The organism is Pseudoalteromonas arabiensis (genome assembly GCF_001550155.1).
GTDB lineage: Bacteria > Pseudomonadota > Gammaproteobacteria > Enterobacterales > Alteromonadaceae > Pseudoalteromonas > Pseudoalteromonas arabiensis.
Genome location: NZ_LRUF01000024.1, coordinates 454,083 through 474,778 on the forward strand (window position 1 = coordinate 454,083; position 20,696 = coordinate 474,778).

Here is a 20,696-nt window from a genome sequence, read left to right on the forward strand (position 1 = left end):
GTCCTCTTATTCGGTTTCTGCGTTGAGTTTTTTACGCAATGCTTGATGAATTTTTGCTTGTTCTTCGTCTGTTAATGCTTGGTATTCGTTATTTGATACCACGAAGAAATCTTCTGCACGTTCACCGACAGTGGTGATCCGTGCGGCATGAATATGTAATAAGTGTGCTTGAAACACTTCGGCAATTTTCGTGAGTAACCCAGGAATATCCACTGCCTGAATTTCGATTAAACTGCGATCTTTTCGGGCATGCGGTCTAAGCACAATTTTGGGTTTAATATTAAAGTCTTTAAAACGCTGTGAGCGGTTCTTTTTAAAACGAATTTTCTTTTTAGGATCACTAATTGCGGCATCAAGTGCGCGTTTAATACCTTGCGCACGATTACTGGCAATTGGGTCGCCATTCACTTCCAGAATAACAAAACTAAATAGCACATAACCGTCTTTTGTCGTGAGGACTTGTGCATGTTGAATTTGTGCTTTTTTAGAGCCGATGACACTGACTAAACGAGCGAACAGCCCGCCTGAGTATGGACTATAAGCAAATACTTGCGTTCCCCCATGCATGGCGGTATCAGACACCATCACACTGGGCTGGCTTAAGTCCTCACAATTGAGTAAATGTTCGGTGTGCCATGAAATTTGTTGTTCACTAAAAGCGGTAAAGTAATTAGCTTTAAAGCGACTCCAAATTAAGTCGATTTGATCTTCGTTACAGCCGTGGTTCAATAAGCGTTGTTTAGCTTGTTGTTTTTTATCACGAATTTGGTCACGTTGGTCCATCGGGTTTTCAAGCCCTAAACGAAGTGCGCGCTGGGTGTGTAAATAAAGCTCTCGTAGTAGGGTATTTTTCCAATCGTTCCACAAGTTATCATTGGTGGCACGAATATCGGCTAATGTTAAGCAATATAAGTAATCGAGTTGACGCTCTGTTTTTACTTTACTGGCAAAGTCTTTAATGACATCAGGGTCATTGATATCTTTACGCTGCGCCGTGACCGACATGAGTAAATGATTAGCAACAAGCCACGAAATGAGTTTTCCATCGGATGCTGGAAAGCGATGAAGCTTAGCAAAGGCAAGGGCGTCTACAGAGCCAAGCTCTGAGTGATCGCCACCACGACCTTTGGCAATATCATGGAAAATACCTGCTAAATAAAGTAGCTCAGGTTTATCCATGCGCGTGACAATTTCACTACATAGCGGAAACTCGCTGACTTTTGATTTATCAAAATACTTGTAAATATTGTTGATTAATTTATGCGTGTGCTCATCCACGGTGTAAGCATGAAAGAGGTCAAACTGCATTTGTCCAAAAATATTTCGCCATTGCGGTAAATAGGCTGCAATCATGCCGTGCTTGTGCATAAGCGTGAATGCACGACCCATGCCGTTTGGATGCTTTACAAGTCGTAAAAATGCTTCGCGGCAGGCTGCGTAATCTTGTAAATCACCGAGTAAACGGCGTCGTACTTGGCGCATTGTACGTATGGTACTTGGGTAAATATGGGTGATTTCAGGATTGTCAGCAATATGCTCGAACAACACAAATAGTTGATCACGGCGGAAAAACACCGATGGGTTTTTTACCCGAATTTGATGACCAATACGCTCAAAGTTACGATCGAGCTCAACGACAGGTAACTCACCAGCGCCTGGTAAAATGCTTTGCTCAAAGTATGAAAGCAGCATTTGATTAAGCTCACGTACGCGGCTCATAATTCGGAATAAGCGTTTCATCATGCGCTCAACAGAAGCTTTACCATCACTACCAAAACCAAGTATTTCAGCAGCGTGAGGTTGATGATCAAACAATAAGCGGTTTTCAGAGCGTCCTGCGGCTATATGCAATGCAAATCGAATATTCCATAAGTTTTCTAAGCATTCAGAGAGCTCTTGATATTCTTCGTGAGTAAGATAGCCGTGATTAATGAGCTCTTGTAATGTTTCTGCTCTAAAGTGTTTTTTTGCCACCCATATAATGGTTTGTAAATCACGTAAACCACCGGGGTTTTCTTTAATATTTGGCTCAAGGTTATAGGCTGTGCCGTGACACTTTTTATGACGTAAATTCTGTTCTTGCACTTTCGCCAAAAAGAATTCATCAGAGCGCCAAATGGGTGTATCGACTAAATGTCTTTTGAGTTTTTCAAACTCAATATGATTACCGAAAATGAGTCGGCTCTCGAGTAAGCTGGTGGCAAATGTCACGTCTTCGCGCTTTTGTTCTAATGCTTGTTCTATGGTGCGAACGCTGTGACCAATTTCTAAGTTGAGATCCCAAAGCATAGTGACGAACTGACCAATCTTTTCACACACCGCATCACTTGGTTGCTCACTAACTAGCAACATAAAGTCGATGTCGGAGTAGGGGTGTAATTCGCCACGGCCATAACCACCTACCGCGATAAGGGCTAAATCACTTTCGTGTGCAAGGTCGTAATCATGGAACAGTTTAATCAATAAGCGATCGATAAACTCAGCGCGGGCATTGATTAAGTTGCTGACGGGTTGTTTAGAAAATTCGTTCTGAAGCCATTTGTAAAAATAACTTGAACAGTCGCGATAGTCGCTAAGTTGCTCAGCTTGGCTAAGCAACTTCTTTACTTTATTGGGTAATGCCACAGGGGCTGGCTCCTAGTGTTCGATGATCCTGTCAATAGTATCATCTGATCGGAGCGTTAAAATTTCAACACCATTTTCAGTCACTAACAGCGTATGTTCCCACTGCGCAGACAATGAACGGTCTTTTGTTACTACGGTCCAGTCATCTTTAAGCAACTTACATTGGCGTTTACCCGCATTAACCATAGGTTCGATTGTTAAGCACATGCCCGCTTTTAATACTTCACCAGTACCTGCTTTGCCGTAGTGCATAACTTGTGGCTCTTCGTGGAACTCTGCACCAATACCGTGACCACAGTATTCACGTACAATCGAATAGCTAAAGCTTTCAGCGTATTTTTGAATCGCAGCACCAATGTCACCTAAGCGAACGCCAGGTTTCACCATTTTAATGGCAAGGTACAGGCTCTCTTGTGTTACTTCAGCAAGGCGCTTACCTTGGATATTTGGTGTACCAACATGGAACATTTTAGATGTATCGCCATGGTAACCGTCTTTGATTACAGTTACATCAATATTGACGCTGTCACCTTCTTTAAGTGGTTTGTCATTTGGGATACCGTGACAAATTACATGGTTCACTGAGGTGCAAATTGATTTTGGGAAACCGTGATAGTTAAGCGGTGCTGGAATAGCATCTTGAACGTTAACAATATAATCGTGACAAATTGTATTTAGTTCATCTGTGGTTACACCTGGCACCACATGCGGTTCAATCATTTCAAGTACCTCGGCGGCTAAGCGCCCGGCAACACGCATTTTTTCGATTTCTTCAGGGGTCTTGATCACAGCACTCATTGAGGCTCCAAAGTTGTTTTTCAGGTCATTTTTCAGTGCACAAATTTTGCACTGAATGTTGAGTTTTCAATTTTAATATGGTATAAAGCGCGCCGTCTTTTTACAAATAAATTCTTAACTGATTTTTTGTATTTAAGGCAAACACAATTTTATTTTAACACACACACGTATCGTCACATACACTTGGGTGCACATAAGTTACAAATTAACTTAGGTGTTGGTGCTATGGGATATGTGGAGGCCTAACCCTAAACTATTAGAGGAATTTACAAATGGCAAACGTTTCAATGCGCGATATGCTTCAAGCTGGTGTTCACTTTGGTCACCAAGCACGTTACTGGAATCCTAAGATGAAGCCTTTCATCTTCGGCGCTCGTAACCGAGTTCATATCATCAACCTAGAGCAAACTGTACCAATGTTCAACGAAGCACTTAAGTTCTTATCGAACGCAGCTTCTAACAAAGGTAAAGTACTTTTCGTTGGTACTAAGCGCGCAGCAAGCGAAGCAGTTAAAGAAGCAGCTCTTCAAAGCGAGCAGTTCTACGTAAACCACCGTTGGTTAGGTGGTATGTTGACTAACTGGAAAACAGTTCGTCAATCAATCAAGCGTCTTAAAGATCTTGAAGCGCAAAGCCAAGACGGTACTTTCGAGAAGTTAACTAAGAAAGAAGCGTTAATGCTAACTCGTGAAATGGAAAAGCTTGAAAAGAGCCTTGGTGGTATCAAAGACATGGGTGGTCTTCCTGACGCACTTTTCGTTATCGATGCAGACCACGAGCACATCGCTATCCGTGAAGCTAACAACCTAGGTATTCCAGTTGTTGCTATCGTTGATACTAACTCTAACCCAGACGGCGTTGATTACGTTGTTCCTGGTAACGATGATGCGATCCGTGCTATCCAACTTTACACTGGCGCTGTGTCAGCTGCGATCACTGAAGGTCGTGAGAACAACATCGTTGCTCAAGCTGAGAAAGACGATTTCGTAGAAGCTGAGTAATTAGCTGTCATCAAGTCTTCATCTTAATTAAGGTGAAGACTTGTTATTCTTGTTAAGCGGCCCATACCGCTTCCCTAATAACAGAATTCAATTGAGGATATTCTAATGGCTGTAACTGCTGCCCTAGTTAAAGAATTACGCGAGCGTACTGGCGCTGGCATGATGGATTGTAAAAAAGCGTTAACTGAAACGAACGGTGACATCGAGTTAGCGATCGAAAACATGCGTAAGAGCGGTGCTGCAAAGGCTGCTAAAAAAGCAGGTAATATCGCTGCTGAAGGTACAATCTTAATCAAAGAAGGTAACGGTTTCGCTGCGCTTCTTGAAGTTAACTGTCAAACTGACTTCGTTGCTAAAGACGGTAACTTCCTTGGTTTCGCTAACCAAGTTCTTGACGCTGCTGCAGAATCTAAAGCAGACATCGATGCGCTTAAAGCACAGTTCGAAGAAACGCGTGTTGCACTAGTTGCTAAAATTGGTGAAAACATCAATGTTCGTCGCGTTGAGTACATCGATGGTGACAAACTTTCTTCATACCGTCACGGCGACCGTATCGGTGTTGTTGTAGTTGGTGAAGCTGACGAAGAAACACTTAAGCAAGTTGCTATGCACGTAGCTGCGTCTAAGCCTGAGTTCGTTAACCCAGAAGACGTACCAGCTGACGTTGTTGAGAAAGAAAAAGCAGTTCAAATCGATATCGCGATGAACGAAGGCAAGCCTGCTGAAATCGCTGAGAAGATGGTTGTTGGCCGTATGAAGAAATTCACTGGTGAGATCTCGCTTACTGGTCAAGCTTTCATCATGGAGCCTAAGAAGACTGTTGGCGAAATTCTTAAAGAGAAAGGCGCAACTGTTTCTAACTTCATCCGTTTAGAAGTTGGTGAAGGTATCGAGCGTAAAGAAGAAGATTTCGCTGCTGAAGTAGCTGCACAAATTGCTGCTGCTAAAGGCGAGTAATTTTCTGCTTGAGTGATGTGGGCGAAATTAGATGAAATTAATCTGCTATTAGCTTTTGCGTCACTGATGAAAATTCTTTAAAATAACCGCGTTTTATGTGTAACCATAGCGCGGTTATTTTTTATCTCATTACTAAGGCTGGCCCAAATATTATGACTATCAATCGTAAACCTATTTTTAGACGTGTTCTTCTTAAACTTAGCGGTGAAGCATTAATGGGAGACGAAGGCTTCGGCATCGACCCGAAAGTACTTGACCGTATGGCTCAAGAAATTAAAGAACTTGTAGAGCTCGACGTAGAAGTAGGTTTGGTTATCGGTGGCGGTAACTTCTTACGTGGTGGTTCATTAGCAGAAGCTGGCATGAACCGCGTAGTGGGTGACCACATGGGAATGCTAGCAACAGTAATGAATGGCTTGGCAATGCGCGATGCACTACACCGTGCATTTGTAAATTGCCGCTTAATGTCAGCTATCCCACTAAATGGCGTGTGTGATGCTTATAACTGGGCTGAAGCAATCAGCTTATTAAAATCTGGCCGTGTAGTGATTTTCTCAGCGGGTACGGGTAATCCGTTCTTTACTACAGATTCTGCCGCGTGTTTACGTGGTATCGAAATTGAAGCTGACACAGTTATCAAAGCGACAAAAGTGGACGGTGTTTATTCTGATGACCCAGTTAAAAATCCAGAAGCTACACTATATCGCCACTTGAGCTACAATGAAATCATTGAAAAAGAATTAAAGGTTATGGACTTAGCTGCATTCACTCTTGCACGAGATCATAAAATGCCTTTAAGCGTCTTTAATATGAACAAATCTGGCGCGCTGAAACGTGTTATTATGGGTGAAGATGAAGGAACACTTATTTCTTCACAAGCCTCAGATGAAATAAATAAATAGATTATTAGGATTGAACCGTGATTAACGATATCAAAAAAGATGCGTCAGAGCGCATGCAAAAAAGTGTTGCGGCACTAGGCAGCCAATTATCTAAAATTCGCACAGGCCGTGCTCACCCTGCGTTACTTGATGGTATTCAAGTATCTTACTATGGTGCTGATACGCCGTTAAACCAAGTTGCAAACGTCACAATTGAAGACTCGCGTACACTGGCTATTAGCGTGTTTGACAAGTCATTAGCACAAGCTGTAGAAAAAGCGATCATGGCTTCAGACTTAGGTTTAAACCCTATGTCTGCAGGTACGGTTATTCGTGTTCCACTTCCTCCACTTACTGAAGAGCGTCGTAAAGACCTTATTAAAATTGTACGTGGTGAAGTTGAAAGTGGTCGTGTTGCGGTACGTAACATCCGTCGTGATGCGAATGGCGACATTAAGAGCTTATTGAAAGATAAAGACATTTCGGAAGATGAAGCACGTCAAGCTGAAGATGAAATTCAAAAGCTTACTGATAAGTTCATTAAAGAAATGGATACACAATTAACAGCGAAAGAAGCTGAATTGATGGAAATCTAATACGTCCTGTTTATCTTTCAGGCATTCATCCTGAATAGGTAATTGGCATAACTAAATTTATTAGTTTTGAAACGCCGTCTAGGGTATACTAGACGGCGTTTTTTTATGGAATACTCGATATTTATGGTTCTTAACGCTGATAAAATTTCCCAGCAAAGTTTGCCTAAGCATGTCGCTATAATCATGGATGGTAACGGTCGATGGGCGCAAGCTAAAAATCGCCCACGTGTTTACGGGCACAAAAAGGGCGTTGATGCGGTGCGTCAATCAGTGCAATTTTGTACTCGCTTAGGTATTCAGTCATTAACACTATTTGCGTTTAGTAGTGAAAATTGGCGCCGCCCAGAGGACGAAGTAAATACACTTATGGAGTTGTTTTTATTCGTACTGGGCAAAGAAGTAAAAAAACTTCATAAAAATAATGTAAAACTAAATATCATTGGTGATTTATCACGTTTTTCTGAAGGTTTACGACACAAAGTAGATGCTGCGCACGAACTTACTCGCAACAACACTGGGTTAGAATTAAATGTCGCGGCTAATTATGGTGGTCGTTGGGATATTACCAATGCCGCAACACAGCTTGCCAAGAAAGTCGCTGCGGGTGAGTTAGACGCAGATGAAATCACTGAGCAGCATATGAACGACCACATGAGTATGGCAGGACAGGTGGAACTTGATTTGATGATCCGTACCGGTGGTGATTTACGCATTAGTAACTTTCTTTTGTGGCAAGCTGCTTATGCTGAGCTTTACTTTACAGATACGCTTTGGCCAGATTTTGATGAAGCTGCTTTTGCTGACGCTATCGCTTGTTACGTTGCCAGAGAGCGACGATTTGGTTGTACCGGTGAACAAATAAAACAATTACTCGCCGAAACCTAATTACTAGTTGAAGGTACACACATTGCTTAAACAACGAATTTTAACCTCACTTGTACTTGCGCCACTTGCACTTGTATTGGTTTTTTATACCCCACTTACTTTATTTAGTTATATCGCTGCCGGTATTGTTTTACTCGGTGCGTGGGAATGGTCTGCTTTTATGGGCCTATGCGATAAATTCAAACGGCTAGGCTTTGTCGCTGCGACCGCTGTCATTCTTGCTCTTCTAAATTGGCATTGGCCGATAGAGTCGCTTTGGCAAAATGGTAAGCTGGTGGGCGATGCTAATTATTTGTTTACCTTGTCATTCGCGTGGTGGATTGTTGCCACTTATTTAGTATGGCGCTACCCCGCCATGGCGAAAGCTTGGAATGAAGGCCTTGTGATGCGAGCGATAGCAGGCTTTCTAACCCTCGTGCCATTATGGTTGGCGTTAAATACCTTAAGAAGTGCGGGCTATAACGAATCGACTCACTTTGGTTCAATGCTGATTTTAGTGGTTTTAGGTATTGTTTGGAGTGCAGACATCGGCGCTTATTTCACAGGTAAGAACTTAGGTAAACGTAAATTAATGCCTAAAGTCAGCCCTAATAAAACCATTGAAGGGTTACTTGGTGGGGTCGTCGCATCGGTTATCTTCGTGTTGGCTTTTTGTCACTTTAGCGACGTTGATATGGCTGTTTGGCCTGTTTATGCCATTATGACTGCATTTATAGCACTGTTTTCTGCGGTGGGTGACTTACTTGAAAGTATGTTTAAACGTGAAGCGGGTTTAAAAGACAGCGGTTCATGTTTACCAGGTCATGGCGGTATCTTAGACCGTATTGACAGTCTCACTGCAGCAGCACCTATTTTCGTGCTTTGTTATGCATGGACATTAAGTTTATGAGCAAGACTGAACAACTGGTAGTGCTTGGTGCAACGGGGTCAATCGGCCTAAGTACGTTAGATGTTGTCGCTCGAAATACGGATCGCTTCGCTATTTTTGCGTTAACCGCAGGGCAGAACGCTGAAAAAATGGCTGAACTTTGTTTAGCGCATCAACCGAAATTTGCTGTTATGGCTAATAGTGCGGCAGCAAAGGCGTTATCAAGCTTACTTGCAAATACACCCTGTACGACCGAAGTGCTTGCAGGCGTAGAAGCAATGAGCGAGCTTGCGGCTCACCCCGACGTTAATACAGTGATGTCGGCTATTGTGGGAGCAGCAGGCTTACTACCCACCTTGAGTGCCGTTGAAGCCGGTAAGAAAGTACTGCTTGCTAATAAAGAATCGTTGGTGATGTCAGGTCAGTTGTTTATTGACAAAGTAAAGCAACATGGCGCAACACTACTGCCAATTGATAGCGAACATAATGCTATTTTTCAATGCATGCCTGCATCATTACAGAACACATCAGGGTTACTTGGTGATAACGGCGTGAGCAAAATCTTGTTAACAGGCTCTGGTGGGCCATTTTTAACCCGTGATTTAGCCACATTATCATCTGTTACAGTCGCTGAGGCGGTGGCTCACCCTAACTGGTCTATGGGACAAAAGATTTCTGTTGATTCAGCGACCATGATGAACAAAGGCCTCGAATTCATTGAAGCGAAATGGTTATTTAACTGTCACGCCAGTGATATTGAAGTGGTCATTCATCCGCAAAGTATTATTCACTCAATGGTACAGTATCAAGATGGCTCTGTGCTTGCGCAAATGGGAAATCCAGATATGCGCACACCTATCGCACATGCACTTGCTTTTCCAGATCGTGTTGATGCAGGTGTGAAGCCCCTCGACTTTTCAGAGCTAGCTGATTTTACGTTTACTAAACCTGATTATGCACGTTATCCAAATTTAAAATTAGCAATCGACGCCAGTGAAATGGGGCAAGGTGCAACAACGACAGTCAACGCTGCCAATGAAGTCGCTGTTGCGGCATTTTTAAATGGGCAAATTGGCTTTACAGATATTTTCCGTGTTAATGCGCAGACATTAGAGTCAACCTTGAATGTTAATGTACAAACACTTGAAGAAATATTAGCGTGCGATAAAGCTGCACGTATTAAAGCGCTTGAACTTGTTAAAAAGGGCATGAATTAAGATGTTTGATTTTTTCTGGAATTTAGGCTCATTCATTCTTGCACTGGGAATTTTAGTGACCGTGCATGAATATGGTCATTTTTGGGTGGCGCGTAAAGCCGGTGTAAAGGTTTTACGCTTTTCAATTGGCTTTGGCAAACCACTTATAAAATGGTACGACAAGCATAAAACAGAATACGTCATTGCTGCTATCCCATTGGGTGGCTATGTTAAAATGCTGGATGAACGAGTTGACGAAGTCCCGCCGGAGCAGCGCCATCTATCATTTAATGCCAAGTCTGTAAAAGCCCGTATTGCCATTGTTGCAGCGGGTCCCATGGCGAACTTCTTATTTGCTATTTTTGCCCTTGCGGTAATGTATATGGTGGGCGTCCAGTCATTAAAACCTGTCGTTGGTGAGGTCACGCAAGGTAGCCGTGCAGAGTCAGCAAATATCGAAGCAAACCAACAAATTATCAAAATAGGTGAAGATGATATTAGCACTTGGCAAGATGCTACTTTCTCATTAATGAGTCGTTTAGGTGAGCAAAGTGTTGTGGTGACATTACGCGACCAAAATTACCAAAAGCATGTTCGTACATTGAACCTAGATGGGTGGAAGTTAGATCAACAAGATGTGCCTCCGCTAACGTCGATTGGTATTGTTCCATTTAGACCTAAAGCGACATTAACGGTCGCGCAAATCAATAAAGGTTCTGCAGCTGAGCGGGCTGGTCTTCAGGTAAATGATACAATCGCAGCAGTAAATGGCGAAAATATCAGCGATTGGACCCAGTTAGTCTCTATAATTCAACAATCACCTAACAAATCCTTACAATTTAGTGTAAAAAGACAAGGTAGCATTGAGTCACTTACTGTCACACCCGATGGCCGTGATAACGATGCTGGCGTGTTGCAAGGGTTTTTAGGAGTTGCACCAAAGGTCGAGCCTTGGCCAGAAAACTACATTGAAACTAGACATTATGGCCCTGTCGATAGTATTGTGCTGGGCATAAAAGAAACATGGCGTTTAATAACCTTAAGTTTTGATATGATTGGCAACCTCATTACGGGTCAAGTGTCAGTTAAAAACTTAAGTGGGCCCGTAGGCATTGCAGTGGGGGCGGGGACTAGCGTAAGCTATGGCTTGGTTGCATTTTTAAGCTTTTTAGCATTAATCAGTGTTAACCTTGGCGTATTTAACTTATTGCCGTTGCCAGTGCTTGATGGTGGGCACTTAATGTATTACATAATTGAACTTTTTCGTAAGAAGCCTGTCTCTGAAAAGACACAAGAGTTTGGTTTTAAATTGGGCGCCTTACTGCTCATATTTTTAACATGTTTCGCTTTGTTCAATGATGTATCACGTTTATAACAAGTAAGCGGAAAATTCCAATTTGAACACGATTGTAAAACACTGCAAAAAGTTAAATTTACAAGGTGTTGAGCGGTAATACAGTTGTAAAGGATAAAGATAACAAAATGGCTATAAAAAAACATTTGGCAGTTTCAAGTTTATTAGGTGCAAGCTTTGCAGCCCTAGGCCAAAACTCCTTTATTGTAGAAGATTTAAAAGTTGAAGGTTTACAACGTGTTGCATTAGGTGCTGCACTGACGCATATTCCGATCAACGTGGGCGATAATATTGATGAGTACACAATTTCAAGAACCATAAAGTCACTCTATCGTTCAGGTCACTTTGATAATATTAAAGCGTTGCGTGACGGCAATAATGTTATTTTCCGTGTCACTGAGCGCCCAACAATCAGTTTGATTGAATTCGACGGCAATAAAGATATTAAAGATGAGCAGTTAAACGAATCACTTGATCAACAAGATATTCGTACCGGTGAGCCTCTTGATAAAACCGTCCTTGATAATATTGAAAAAGGGCTTGTTGAGTTCTTCCATAGTATTGGTAAATACAATGCTAAAGTTGAAGTAAGCATCACCAAGCTACCTCGTAACCGTGTAAAGTTATTATTTAAGTTTGATGAAGGTGACGCTGCGTCAATTCGTCAAATAAACCTTGTTGGTAATGAACTTTTCTCAGATGAAGAGCTGCTCAAATTGGCTGAATCTCAACAAGATTTGCCATGGTGGAAGTTCATGTCAAGTGACCGCTATCAGAAACAAACGATTGAAGGCGATCTTGAAAAAATCCGCAGTTACTATCTAGACCGTGGTTACTTACGCTTTAATATTGATTCCACACAAGTGTCTGTGAGCCCTGAGCGAGATTCAGTATATGTGACTGCAAACATGACTGAGGGTGTTAAATACACTGTAAAAGGGTTTGACTTTATCGGTGACTTACTTGGCCGCGAAGAGCTTATTAAAAGTGTTATTCCACTTAAAGCGGGTGAATTGTATAACGGTTCTGTGGTTACCTCATCAGAAGAGTTTATTAAGAGCTACCTAGCCCGATTTGGCTATGCGAATGCTGAAGTACGCACGATTCCTGAAATCGATGATGAAAATAAAGAAGTGCAGTTAACGCTGTCGGTAGACCCTGGCAAGCGTGTATATGTGCGTCGTATTATCGTTGGCGGTAACCAAAATACTTCAGACGAAGTTGTTCGTCGTGAAATGACCCAGCTTGAAGGTGCGTGGCTTTCTAATCAAAACCTTGAACGCTCTAAATTGCAAATCCAACGTTTGCCGTATATGGAAAGCGTTGACTTCAATGTTGTTCCTGTCCCTGGTGTTGATGACCAAGTAGACGTCGATTTTACCGTGAAAGAACAGTCAGCAGGTAGCTTTAATGCAGGTCTTGCCTATGGTTCTTACTTAGGTCTGCAATTTAACATTGGTGTCAGTGAGTCGAACTTCTTAGGTACTGGTAACCAAATTGGTTTTAATATCAATACGTCACGCGGTTCAGAGCGTATTAGCTTATCGTATACTGACCCGTACTTCACCCCAGATGGTGTTTCGCAGGGCAGTAGCATTTTCTATAGTAACTATGATGCAAGTAAATTTAGCCTCATCGACTATAAATCGAAAAGCTATGGTATCGGTACCAATATTGGTTTCCCAATTGATGCTGTAAACCGTATAAATTTCGGTATCCGTTGGATTGAAGAAGAGTTATCGGATATCGCAGAATACGAGCAAACACGCGTAATGCGAGAAACCTTCTTAGACCCTGAAAACCCAGATGCTGGCTTTAACTTTACTAAATACGAGTTGAGCACAGGTTGGTCGCGAGTGACAGTAAACCGTGGTTTATTCCCATCAGCGGGTTCGCGTCAATCACTTAATCTAACGGCAACAACACCGAACTCAGATTTAACTTACTTTAAGTTAAATTATGACTCACGTTTTTACTGGCCGATTAGTAATGACCATCGTTGGGTATTCTCAACACGTGCAGCGCTTGCTTATGGTAATGGTTACGGTTCAACCAATGGGTTTGATCAAACATTACCGTTCCAAGAGTACTTCCGTATTACTGAGATGGAATTACGTGGTTTTGATAGAAATACCATTTTACCACGTGCTGTATCACGTACACCGCAAACAATCCCAGGTACGCCACAAGACGATGGTACAACAACCGGCAGTATTGGTGGGGCGTCAGAATTTGACGTATTAAGATTGCAAGGCCGAATTGGTGGTAACGCTAAAGCGGTTGCAGGTATGGAGCTGATTGTACCAACTCCATTCTTGGATGAAGAAAACACGAGTTCTGTACGTACAAGCTTCTTCGTAGATGCTGCGAACGTATGGGACACAGAGTTTAACGTTGACCGTTACCAAAACTTAGCCCCTGATCAACGCGCAAAACTAGAGGATTATTCAGATCCGATGCGCTTTAGGGTATCAACCGGTCTTTCACTACAATGGATCTCTCCAATGGGTCCGATGCTGATCAGTTTTGCGTATCCATTGCAAAAAGAAGAAGATGACGATACGAAGACCATCAGCTTTAATATTAGTAATACATTCTAAAGGAGTTTTTTGTGAAAAAATCAATTAAATCAACAGCGTTTGCACTACTTGCTACTTTATCAATGGGTCTGTCTACCAGTGCATTTGCACATAAAGTCGCTATTGTTGACATGCAAGAAATCTATAAACAAATCCCTCAAATGGCAAAAGTAGAGCAAACACTTGAAGCTGAGTTTGCTGAACGCCGTCAAGAGCTTGAAAAATTGCAGGGTGATATCCGTTTTGAAGCTGAAAAGTTCAAGCGTGAAGCAACAACAATGAGTGACAAGCAAAAAGAAGAATTACGTACTAAGATTCAAGGTATGCAACAACAGCTGGCTGAAAAGGGTCGTCCGTTAGAGCAAGAAATCAAAATGCGTCAAAACCAAGAGTTAGCAAAAGTTCAAAAGCTAATTCTCGATGCGATTGAAGAAGTGGCTAAAGCTGGTAAGTACGACGAAGTAAAAGTTAAAGAAACAACAATCTACGTTAACCCGAAAACAGTGTCTGACTTATCAGATAAAGTTGTTGAAAAAGTAAGTAAGCAATAGAAATTACATATGCAAAACTACACGCTTTCGCAGATTGCGGATCTTTTGGGTGCTGAGCTACACGGCGATGGCACTCAAGAGATTAAAAAAATATCAACACTTGCAAATGCCCAATCTGGGCATATTGCATTTTTGGCGAATAAAAAATATCGTTCTCAGTTAGAGAGCACCAATGCCAGTGCGGTGATTTTATCACCGGCAGACGCCGACTATTTTAGTGGCAATAAGCTCATTATTGCTAATCCTTATGTATGCTACGCCAAGCTTGCCCAGTTAATGGATACAACACCCCGCAGCGCATCAGTAGGGATACACCCTAGTGCAGTCATCCATGATTCAGCATCAATTGGAGATAATGTCTCGATCGCTGCCAATGTGGTGATAGAAGCTAATGCGGTCATTGCAAACGATGTGCAGATTGGTCCAGGTTGCTTTATTGGTGAGCAGGTAAAAATAGGCCAAGGAACAAAGCTTTGGGCTAATGTCAGTATTTACCATGAAGTTGAAATTGGCAGTGATTGTCTGTTTCAAGCAAATACAGTCGTAGGAAGCGATGGGTTTGGTTACGCCAATGAGCGTGGTGAATGGATTAAAATACCGCAATTAGGGCGTGTAATTATTGGTGATAAAGTTGAAGTCGGTGCCTCAACAACGATTGATCGTGGCGCACTCGATGACACACTTATCCATAGTAACGTAATTATCGATAATCAATGTCAAATAGCGCATAATGTCGAGATCGGTTCGGGAACAGCTGTTGCTGGTTGCACTGTTTTTGCTGGCAGTGTTGTTGTTGGTAAACATTGTCAAATTGGCGGCATGGTTGCAATTAATGGTCACATCAGTGTCTGTGATGGTGCTATAATCACGGGCATGAGTATGGTGACAAAAGCAATCACTGAACCTGGGATTTACTCATCAGGTTTGCCTCATCAAAACAACAAAGAATGGCGTCGTAGTATTGCCCATATCCGAAACCTTGGTGATATGAAAGACCGCTTAAAAGCACTTGAGTCACTGACTAAGTCACTCAATATTGAAGACAAATAAGGATGCTATTTTGGCAAATGAATTAAATAGTCTTGATATTCAAGATATCTTGAATTTACTTCCGCATCGTTATCCGATGTTACTTGTTGACCGTGTTTTAGATTACACGCCAGGCAAGTCGTTACATGCTATTAAAAATGTAACAGTGAATGAACCTATTTTTACAGGCCACTTTCCAAATCAACCAATTTTTCCAGGGGTGTTGATATTAGAAGCAATGGCTCAAGCAACTGGCTTATTAGGTTTTAAAACAGTTGAAAATCGTAGCGATAATGAGCTTTACTTATTTGCTGCCATTGACAATGCACGATTTAAGCAACCAGTATTACCTGGCGATACGATGCATTTGCATGTAGAGTTTGTTAAAGAGCGCCGCAATATATGGAAGTTTGCAGCAGAAGCAAAAGTTGACGGCAAAGTTGTGTGTACTGCCGAAATCATGTGTGCGAGAAGAGAGTTTTAATAGTGATCCATCCTACGGCAATAATCGAACCAGGTGCGAAGCTTGGAAAAAATGTCTCAGTTGGCCCTTATAGCTATATTGGCAACGATGTAACGATTGGTGATAACTGTATCATTGAGTCTCATGTGGTTGTCAAAGGCCCATCGACAATTGGTTCTGGTAACCATATTTTTCAGTTTGCATCGGTTGGTGAAGCTTGCCAAGACAAAAAATACGCGAATGAGCCAACTACTTTGATTATGGGTGACAACAATGTCATTCGTGAATGTGCAACAATTCACCGTGGCACGATTCAAGATCAAGGTGTGACTAAAATTGGTAGTAACAACTTGTTTATGGCTTACACGCACGTTGCTCATGATGCAGTCGTGGGTGATAACGTGATTTTTGCTAACAACGCCTCTGTTGCTGGTCATGTACACGTCGGTGACTGGGTGATCCTTGCGGGTAACTCGGGTGTTCACCAGTTTTGTAAGATTGGTGCACATGCTTTTGTTGGTATGTACTCAGGCGTTAATAAAGACGTACCGCCGTTTGTTACAACCATTGGTACGCCAGCAGGCCCAGTCGCAATCAATACTGAAGGTATGAAACGTCGTGGCTTTGAAAGTGATGAAGTAATGGCGACTCGACGCGCTTACAAAACACTTTATCGTAAGAGCTTAGGTGTTGAGGAAGCAATTGCTGAGCTGAGCGAAGACGCAGCGAAATACCCAGCTGTTCAGCTGATGATCGACTTTGTGAAAAGCTCTGAGCGCGGAATTATTCGCTAATCATAAGCGAACTCCTACAAAAGCCACCGTAAGGTGGCTTTGTTGTTTTTATAGTTCAGGTTTTGCTAAGTCAGCGCTTGCTATCTTCACAGCAAAAAAGGATCTAGTAATATGAACAAACTCATCGTCTTTGCATTGTTAAGCTTAATTTTAAGTGGCTGCAGTAGCTCGCCTTCAATCAACTCAAGTGCCGATGTACAAAGTGGTAAAGCCAGCTTTTATGCGGACAAATACCATGGCCGTACAACGGCCAGCGGTACAGTGTTTAATCAACAAGCATTAAGTGCAGCCCACCTAGATCTCGCTTTTGGTACCCGCGTAAAAGTGACTAATATCGCAAATAATAAAAGTGTGATTGTTAGCATTAACGACCGTGGTCCGTTTGTTCACGGTCGAATTATTGATTTGTCTAAAAAGGCATTTTCACAAATAGCTTCTTTGCAGCAAGGCGTTATTGACGTTACCGTTGAGCAACTTGATTAAAAACGAGTGATGAGCTCGACATAATCTGGCTGATTCTCAACCAGCTCAGCATGGCTTGCCATTGCTCTTATTTGCCCTTGTTCTAACCAAATGACTTTATCAACACGATTCAACATAACAGGATCATGACTGATTGTTAGCACGGTTTTATCAGCCCAGACCTTTTCGAGTGTATTAAGTAAACTGTGCTTAGTGTGATTATCTAAGCTTTCCGTTGGTTCATCAAGAACCACAAAATGACCTTGTCTTAATAATGCTTGCGCAATAGCAATACGACGTGACTGACCATGGGAGAGTTTTCTTCCTGCGGTGCCTAAACGGGTATTGAGGCCGTTTTTTAAGTTATTCAGCCATGAGCCAAGTTCTGCCTGTTTGCAAGCTTGTAATAGCATTTCATCCGTTGCATCCGGTGCCGCATAGCGTAGGTTTTCCCTTAGTGTGCCATCAAAAATATGATGCTGTTGGGCGACAATCGTGAGCTGCATAAAGCGTTCGTTAGCGTCTAGGCTACTAAGTTCAATACTGTGTTCTGCCGCTAACAGTTTTAATGAGCCAGACTGTAAAGGCCAAAGTCCGGTGAGTAAATTTACTAATGTTGTTTTACCGCTGCCACTTGCACCAACCAGTGCTACTTTGTTGCCAGCTGCAATGGATAGATTAATATCCCTCAAAGCGTAATTATGCGCCCCAGAGTATTGATAACTCACATTAGTTAATTGTAAGCCGAGCGCGTGTTGATTATTTACTTGGTCGTGCTTTTTGTAAGGCGCTGGTGTTTGTTTGTCCGCTAGCGAAAATAACCGCTCTGCTGCACTTAAAGCGACAGGGAGCTCGATAAAAGCAGCGGGCAGGGTAAGTACAGTTTCAAAACTAGCCAAGACAAATAGTGCGAGCATTGCCAATTCAACATTTTTCATAGCGCCCGTTGCAACCAAAGGAATAATCACAAAAACGCTTGCAAGCATGGTTAATTGTATAACAAAAATGCTTAAACCATTGCTGTTCGCGATGGCTTTATGGCGAGTATAAAGTTGCGAATTATATTGCTGACTAAGTGTATCGCAGCGTGTTAACTGAGCATCATGCGCTTGATAAATTGCAAGTTCACGGTTTCCTTTTAACGTATCGGCAAGCTCAGCTCTTAGCTCAGCTGAAAGTCTGGTCTCGGTATCTGCTTGTTTGTGTAGTTTATGACTTAATAAGACTGGTAGTAGTACACCAATTATCATCAACGATATAAAACAAATCAAAGCTACCTTCGCGTTGTATGCGCTCATAAATGCCATGACAATTGGAATAGTGAATAAGGCTATTATGATGGGAAGTAAGATATTTAAGTAAAATTTATCAAGGGCATCCACATCATTTTGCAAACGATTCACAAGGTCGGCACTGCGACTCATTGCCAAATCAACGTTGTTGAGTCGGCTCAGTGTTGCAAACATTTTTACACGAACTTCGCTTAACAATAAAAATGTAGCATTGTGAGTGATCATTCGTTCGCCGTACCGTGATGCAGTTCTTACAATGGCTAAAAAGCGAATAACTCCTGCAGGTGTAAAATAATTCATATGTACACCTGCAATGCCAGCGGCTGCCATTGCGGCTAAAAACCAGCCAGATATTGCAAGCAAGCCAACATTAGCAAGCACAGTCAAGCTTGCTAAAAAAGCGCCCAGTAGCAACATGCCAGCATGAGGTTTGCACAGTTTTAATAAGCGAATGAAGTTATACATGCGCTTCACCTCGACTCACAAGTTTAGCAAACAGACCCGCTTGTTCAGTGAGTTGCTGATAATGACCCGACTCGATAATTTTACCTTGCTGCATAACGTAAATATTGTCCGCGTGTTTTACCGTATTAAGCCTATGAGCAATAACCAGCACTAAATGATCGTTTGCATAATCTCGGATTGCTTGATTGATTAGCTGCTCTGTTTGGCTGTCTAAGTGTGCTGTTGGCTCATCAAGCATTAGAATTGGTGCATTCTTTAAAAATGCACGAGCAAGAGCAATACGCTGCTTTTGGCCGCCAGAGAGGCCTTCCCCTTGTTCACCCAGCATAGTATCAAAGCCATTTGGTAAGGCGTTAATAAACTCAAGTGCGCCTGCTTTTCGAGTGGCCGCAATAAGTTCATCATGGCTTGCATCTGGTTTGGCAAGGCGTAGATTGTCGGCAACACTTCGATAAAATAGTGTGGCTTGTTGTGGGATCCACGCAAGTTGCGCCTGCCAATTATGTAGTGCGATATCACTGAGTGCTTGTCCGTTAATATTGATGGCACTGTTAGCTTGATGGTGAAAACCTAAAAGGCAATCAAAGAGGGTACTTTTACCTGAGCCACTCTCTCCAACAAATGCAATTAACCCTTTATTCGGCAGACTTAAACTAATGTCGGTGACCCCTTCGTTTGTGTCAGGGTAATGATAAGTGAGTCCATGCACGTGTATGTCTTTTAGCGGTGTTGATAATTGTGATGAACCCGTATGCTCATGTGCTTCGCTGTGATTAATTATATCAACCATATCAGCAGCGGCGCTGATCCCTTCTAACTTTGCATGATAGTGAGTGCCCATTTGTCGAAGTGGTAAGTAAAACTCAGGGGCCAGTAGTAACACCACAAATCCAGTGGCAAAATCGAGGGTACCAAAAAACAGTCTAAAGCCGATAATTACTGCAACAAGCGCAACACTAATGGTAGCTAAAAACTCCAAGGCGAAAGAGGATAAAAAGGCGACTTTCAACACCCCCATGGTTGCACCACGGTAGTCATCAGAAATCTGGCTAATATTATTTAGCTCGCGTTTGGTCGCATTAAATAGCTTAAGCTGAGTCAGTCCTTGCAAACGATCAAAAAAGTAATTGCCAAGTACCGCGAGCTGTTGCCAGCGTTCTTGGTTGAGTTGCTCCGCTTTGTGACCAACTAAAATCATAAAAAATGGAATAAGCGGGGCCGTTAATAGGAAAATAAGCCCTGCTTTGTAATCGGTTGGAAAAATGACCACTAAAATAGCGAGTGGAATAAGTGCGCTGTACGCCACGCTTGGAATGTAGTTTGCGTAATATTGATGAAGTGCTTCAACACCATTATGTAAGGTATTAAGCGTTGCGCCGTACCCTTTGTGTTCACTGTAAGCAGGGCCTAGTTTAGTTAACTTCGCAAGTAATGTATTGCGCATCACCGTTTTTATTTTTAATGCGGCAAGGCTACTCACTCGCTCACTCAATGCAACTAATAGGGCGCGAAGCACAATAAGGCTTGCAAGGGGCCATAGTAAAGGAGTGACAGTTTGCAAACTTGCTTGTTCAAACATAACTTGATGAACTGCGTTTGCCAGTAAATAGCAAGAGGCAATCATTAACAGGGCATTGAGTGTGCCCAGACTAATGCTTAGTTTCAGAAGCCCTGAAGCGGACTGGCTATACTGCTTTAAGAACGCGCGCAGCGTTTGCTGCTGCGCGCGATTTGGTCGGGGTTTAGTTGTCATCGTTGTTTTTGAGTCTCGCGTACAGCTCTAGCTCATCATCAGCGATGGAATCTTTATGTTGGTGAAATTCGTACCACATGACGTTGATAACCCCAAGTGTACAGGCTAATAGAACACCTAATATCCAGGCGAAATACCACATAATTA

At 42.3% G+C, this 20,696-nt stretch carries 19 protein-coding genes; 14 read left to right on the plus strand and 5 right to left on the minus strand.

All coding sequences use genetic code 11. The annotated features are described in order from the left end of the window. Positions 1 to 6: 6 nt before the first annotated feature. Together glnD and map are read right to left on the minus strand one after the other, a co-directional pair. The gene (gene glnD, locus PAARA_RS15310; protein ID WP_062569871.1) at positions 7 to 2,625 is read right to left on the minus strand and encodes a [protein-PII] uridylyltransferase; all 2,619 of its coding nucleotides are present in this window, start codon (positions 2,623 to 2,625) and stop codon (positions 7 to 9) included. A 12-nt stretch (positions 2,626 to 2,637) separates the two neighbouring features. Next, the gene (gene map / locus PAARA_RS15315) at positions 2,638 to 3,447 is read right to left on the minus strand and encodes a type I methionyl aminopeptidase (RefSeq protein ID WP_228074483.1); all 810 of its coding nucleotides are present in this window, start codon (positions 3,445 to 3,447) and stop codon (positions 2,638 to 2,640) included. A 248-nt stretch (positions 3,448 to 3,695) separates the two neighbouring features. Between map and rpsB the strand changes: the two genes are divergently transcribed. The 14 genes from rpsB to PAARA_RS15385 all read left to right on the plus strand — a co-directional run bounded on the left by rpsB (position 3,696) and on the right by PAARA_RS15385 (position 17,060). After that, complete coding sequence (rpsB, locus tag PAARA_RS15320; protein WP_062569873.1) at positions 3,696 to 4,424, plus strand: 30S ribosomal protein S2; 729 nt, start codon at positions 3,696 to 3,698, stop codon at positions 4,422 to 4,424. Positions 4,425 to 4,529: 105 nt separating this feature from the next. Further along, on the plus strand, positions 4,530 to 5,381 hold the full coding sequence (gene tsf / locus PAARA_RS15325) for a translation elongation factor Ts (RefSeq protein WP_062569874.1): 852 nt from the start codon (positions 4,530 to 4,532) through the stop codon (positions 5,379 to 5,381). Positions 5,382 to 5,533: 152 nt separating this feature from the next. Continuing rightward, entirely contained in the window at positions 5,534 to 6,283 is a 750-nt protein-coding gene (pyrH, locus tag PAARA_RS15330; protein WP_062570043.1) for a UMP kinase, read from the plus strand. 17 nt (positions 6,284 to 6,300) lie between these two features. Continuing rightward, a complete protein-coding gene (gene frr, locus PAARA_RS15335; protein WP_062569875.1) occupies positions 6,301 to 6,858 on the plus strand; it encodes a ribosome recycling factor in 558 nt (185 codons plus the stop codon). A gap of 105 nt (positions 6,859 to 6,963) precedes the next feature. Further along, on the plus strand, positions 6,964 to 7,743 hold the full coding sequence (locus PAARA_RS15340) for an isoprenyl transferase (protein ID WP_062569876.1): 780 nt from the start codon (positions 6,964 to 6,966) through the stop codon (positions 7,741 to 7,743). Positions 7,744 to 7,765: 22 nt separating this feature from the next. Continuing rightward, positions 7,766 to 8,632 carry a phosphatidate cytidylyltransferase gene (locus tag PAARA_RS15345; RefSeq protein ID WP_062569877.1) on the plus strand — a complete coding sequence of 289 codons (867 nt, stop codon included), beginning with the start codon at positions 7,766 to 7,768 and terminating at the stop codon, positions 8,630 to 8,632. Continuing rightward, positions 8,629 to 9,828 carry a 1-deoxy-D-xylulose-5-phosphate reductoisomerase gene (gene ispC / locus PAARA_RS15350; protein WP_062569878.1) on the plus strand — a complete coding sequence of 400 codons (1,200 nt, stop codon included), beginning with the start codon at positions 8,629 to 8,631 and terminating at the stop codon, positions 9,826 to 9,828. Before PAARA_RS15345 ends, ispC begins: the two co-directional genes overlap by 4 nt. 1 nt (position 9,829) lies before the next feature. Then, positions 9,830 to 11,182 (plus strand): sigma E protease regulator RseP, encoded by a 1,353-nt coding sequence (gene rseP, locus PAARA_RS15355; protein WP_062569879.1) that lies wholly within the window; start codon positions 9,830 to 9,832, stop codon positions 11,180 to 11,182. Positions 11,183 to 11,289: 107 nt separating this feature from the next. Further along, positions 11,290 to 13,761, plus strand: coding sequence for an outer membrane protein assembly factor BamA (bamA, locus tag PAARA_RS15360; protein ID WP_062569880.1), 2,472 nt, complete (start codon positions 11,290 to 11,292; stop codon positions 13,759 to 13,761). An 11-nt stretch (positions 13,762 to 13,772) separates the two neighbouring features. Then, complete coding sequence (locus PAARA_RS15365; protein ID WP_062569881.1) at positions 13,773 to 14,291, plus strand: OmpH/Skp family outer membrane protein; 519 nt, start codon at positions 13,773 to 13,775, stop codon at positions 14,289 to 14,291. Positions 14,292 to 14,300: 9 nt separating this feature from the next. Continuing rightward, on the plus strand, positions 14,301 to 15,341 hold the full coding sequence (gene lpxD / locus PAARA_RS15370; RefSeq protein ID WP_062569882.1) for a UDP-3-O-(3-hydroxymyristoyl)glucosamine N-acyltransferase: 1,041 nt from the start codon (positions 14,301 to 14,303) through the stop codon (positions 15,339 to 15,341). Between the two features lie 10 nt (positions 15,342 to 15,351). Next, positions 15,352 to 15,804, plus strand: coding sequence for a 3-hydroxyacyl-ACP dehydratase FabZ (gene fabZ / locus PAARA_RS15375; RefSeq protein WP_062569883.1), 453 nt, complete (start codon positions 15,352 to 15,354; stop codon positions 15,802 to 15,804). A 2-nt stretch (positions 15,805 to 15,806) separates the two neighbouring features. Then, positions 15,807 to 16,577 carry an acyl-ACP--UDP-N-acetylglucosamine O-acyltransferase gene (gene lpxA, locus PAARA_RS15380; RefSeq protein WP_062569884.1) on the plus strand — a complete coding sequence of 257 codons (771 nt, stop codon included), beginning with the start codon at positions 15,807 to 15,809 and terminating at the stop codon, positions 16,575 to 16,577. Between the two features lie 111 nt (positions 16,578 to 16,688). After that, positions 16,689 to 17,060 carry a septal ring lytic transglycosylase RlpA family protein gene (locus PAARA_RS15385; RefSeq protein WP_062569885.1) on the plus strand — a complete coding sequence of 124 codons (372 nt, stop codon included), beginning with the start codon at positions 16,689 to 16,691 and terminating at the stop codon, positions 17,058 to 17,060. On the opposite strand, the gene cydC is transcribed toward PAARA_RS15385, so the two are convergent. From cydC to cydX, 3 genes are read right to left on the minus strand one after another with little or no spacing between them, the layout of a single operon-like run. Further along, entirely contained in the window at positions 17,057 to 18,796 is a 1,740-nt protein-coding gene (cydC, locus tag PAARA_RS15390; protein ID WP_062569886.1) for a thiol reductant ABC exporter subunit CydC, read from the minus strand. The two genes, PAARA_RS15385 and cydC, sit on opposite strands and share 4 nt — an antisense overlap. Then, positions 18,789 to 20,549 carry a thiol reductant ABC exporter subunit CydD gene (gene cydD / locus PAARA_RS15395; protein WP_062569887.1) on the minus strand — a complete coding sequence of 587 codons (1,761 nt, stop codon included), beginning with the start codon at positions 20,547 to 20,549 and terminating at the stop codon, positions 18,789 to 18,791. Before cydD ends, cydC begins: the two co-directional genes overlap by 8 nt. Beyond that, positions 20,539 to 20,691 carry a cytochrome bd-I oxidase subunit CydX gene (gene cydX, locus PAARA_RS15400; RefSeq protein WP_036969707.1) on the minus strand — a complete coding sequence of 51 codons (153 nt, stop codon included), beginning with the start codon at positions 20,689 to 20,691 and terminating at the stop codon, positions 20,539 to 20,541. Before cydX ends, cydD begins: the two co-directional genes overlap by 11 nt. Between the last annotated feature and the right edge of the window lie 5 nt (positions 20,692 to 20,696).

What these genes read in the sequence shown, in the direction of transcription:
- rpsB (WP_062569873.1), top strand. Translation starts at nt 3,696, where the DNA reads ATGGCAAACGTTTCAATGCGCGATATGCTTCAAGCTGGTGTTCACTTT.
- tsf (WP_062569874.1), top strand. Translation starts at nt 4,530, where the DNA reads ATGGCTGTAACTGCTGCCCTAGTTAAAGAATTACGCGAGCGTACTGGC.
- pyrH (WP_062570043.1), top strand. Translation starts at nt 5,534, where the DNA reads ATGACTATCAATCGTAAACCTATTTTTAGACGTGTTCTTCTTAAACTT.
- PAARA_RS15340 (WP_062569876.1), top strand. Translation starts at nt 6,964, where the DNA reads ATGGAATACTCGATATTTATGGTTCTTAACGCTGATAAAATTTCCCAG.
- ispC (WP_062569878.1), top strand. Translation starts at nt 8,629, where the DNA reads ATGAGCAAGACTGAACAACTGGTAGTGCTTGGTGCAACGGGGTCAATC.
- rseP (WP_062569879.1), top strand. Translation starts at nt 9,830, where the DNA reads ATGTTTGATTTTTTCTGGAATTTAGGCTCATTCATTCTTGCACTGGGA.
- bamA (WP_062569880.1), top strand. Translation starts at nt 11,290, where the DNA reads ATGGCTATAAAAAAACATTTGGCAGTTTCAAGTTTATTAGGTGCAAGC.
- lpxD (WP_062569882.1), top strand. Translation starts at nt 14,301, where the DNA reads ATGCAAAACTACACGCTTTCGCAGATTGCGGATCTTTTGGGTGCTGAG.
- PAARA_RS15385 (WP_062569885.1), top strand. Translation starts at nt 16,689, where the DNA reads ATGAACAAACTCATCGTCTTTGCATTGTTAAGCTTAATTTTAAGTGGC.
- cydC (WP_062569886.1), bottom strand. Translation starts at nt 18,796, where the DNA reads ATGTATAACTTCATTCGCTTATTAAAACTGTGCAAACCTCATGCTGGC.
- cydD (WP_062569887.1), bottom strand. Translation starts at nt 20,549, where the DNA reads ATGACAACTAAACCCCGACCAAATCGCGCGCAGCAGCAAACGCTGCGC.
- cydX (WP_036969707.1), bottom strand. Translation starts at nt 20,691, where the DNA reads ATGTGGTATTTCGCCTGGATATTAGGTGTTCTATTAGCCTGTACACTT.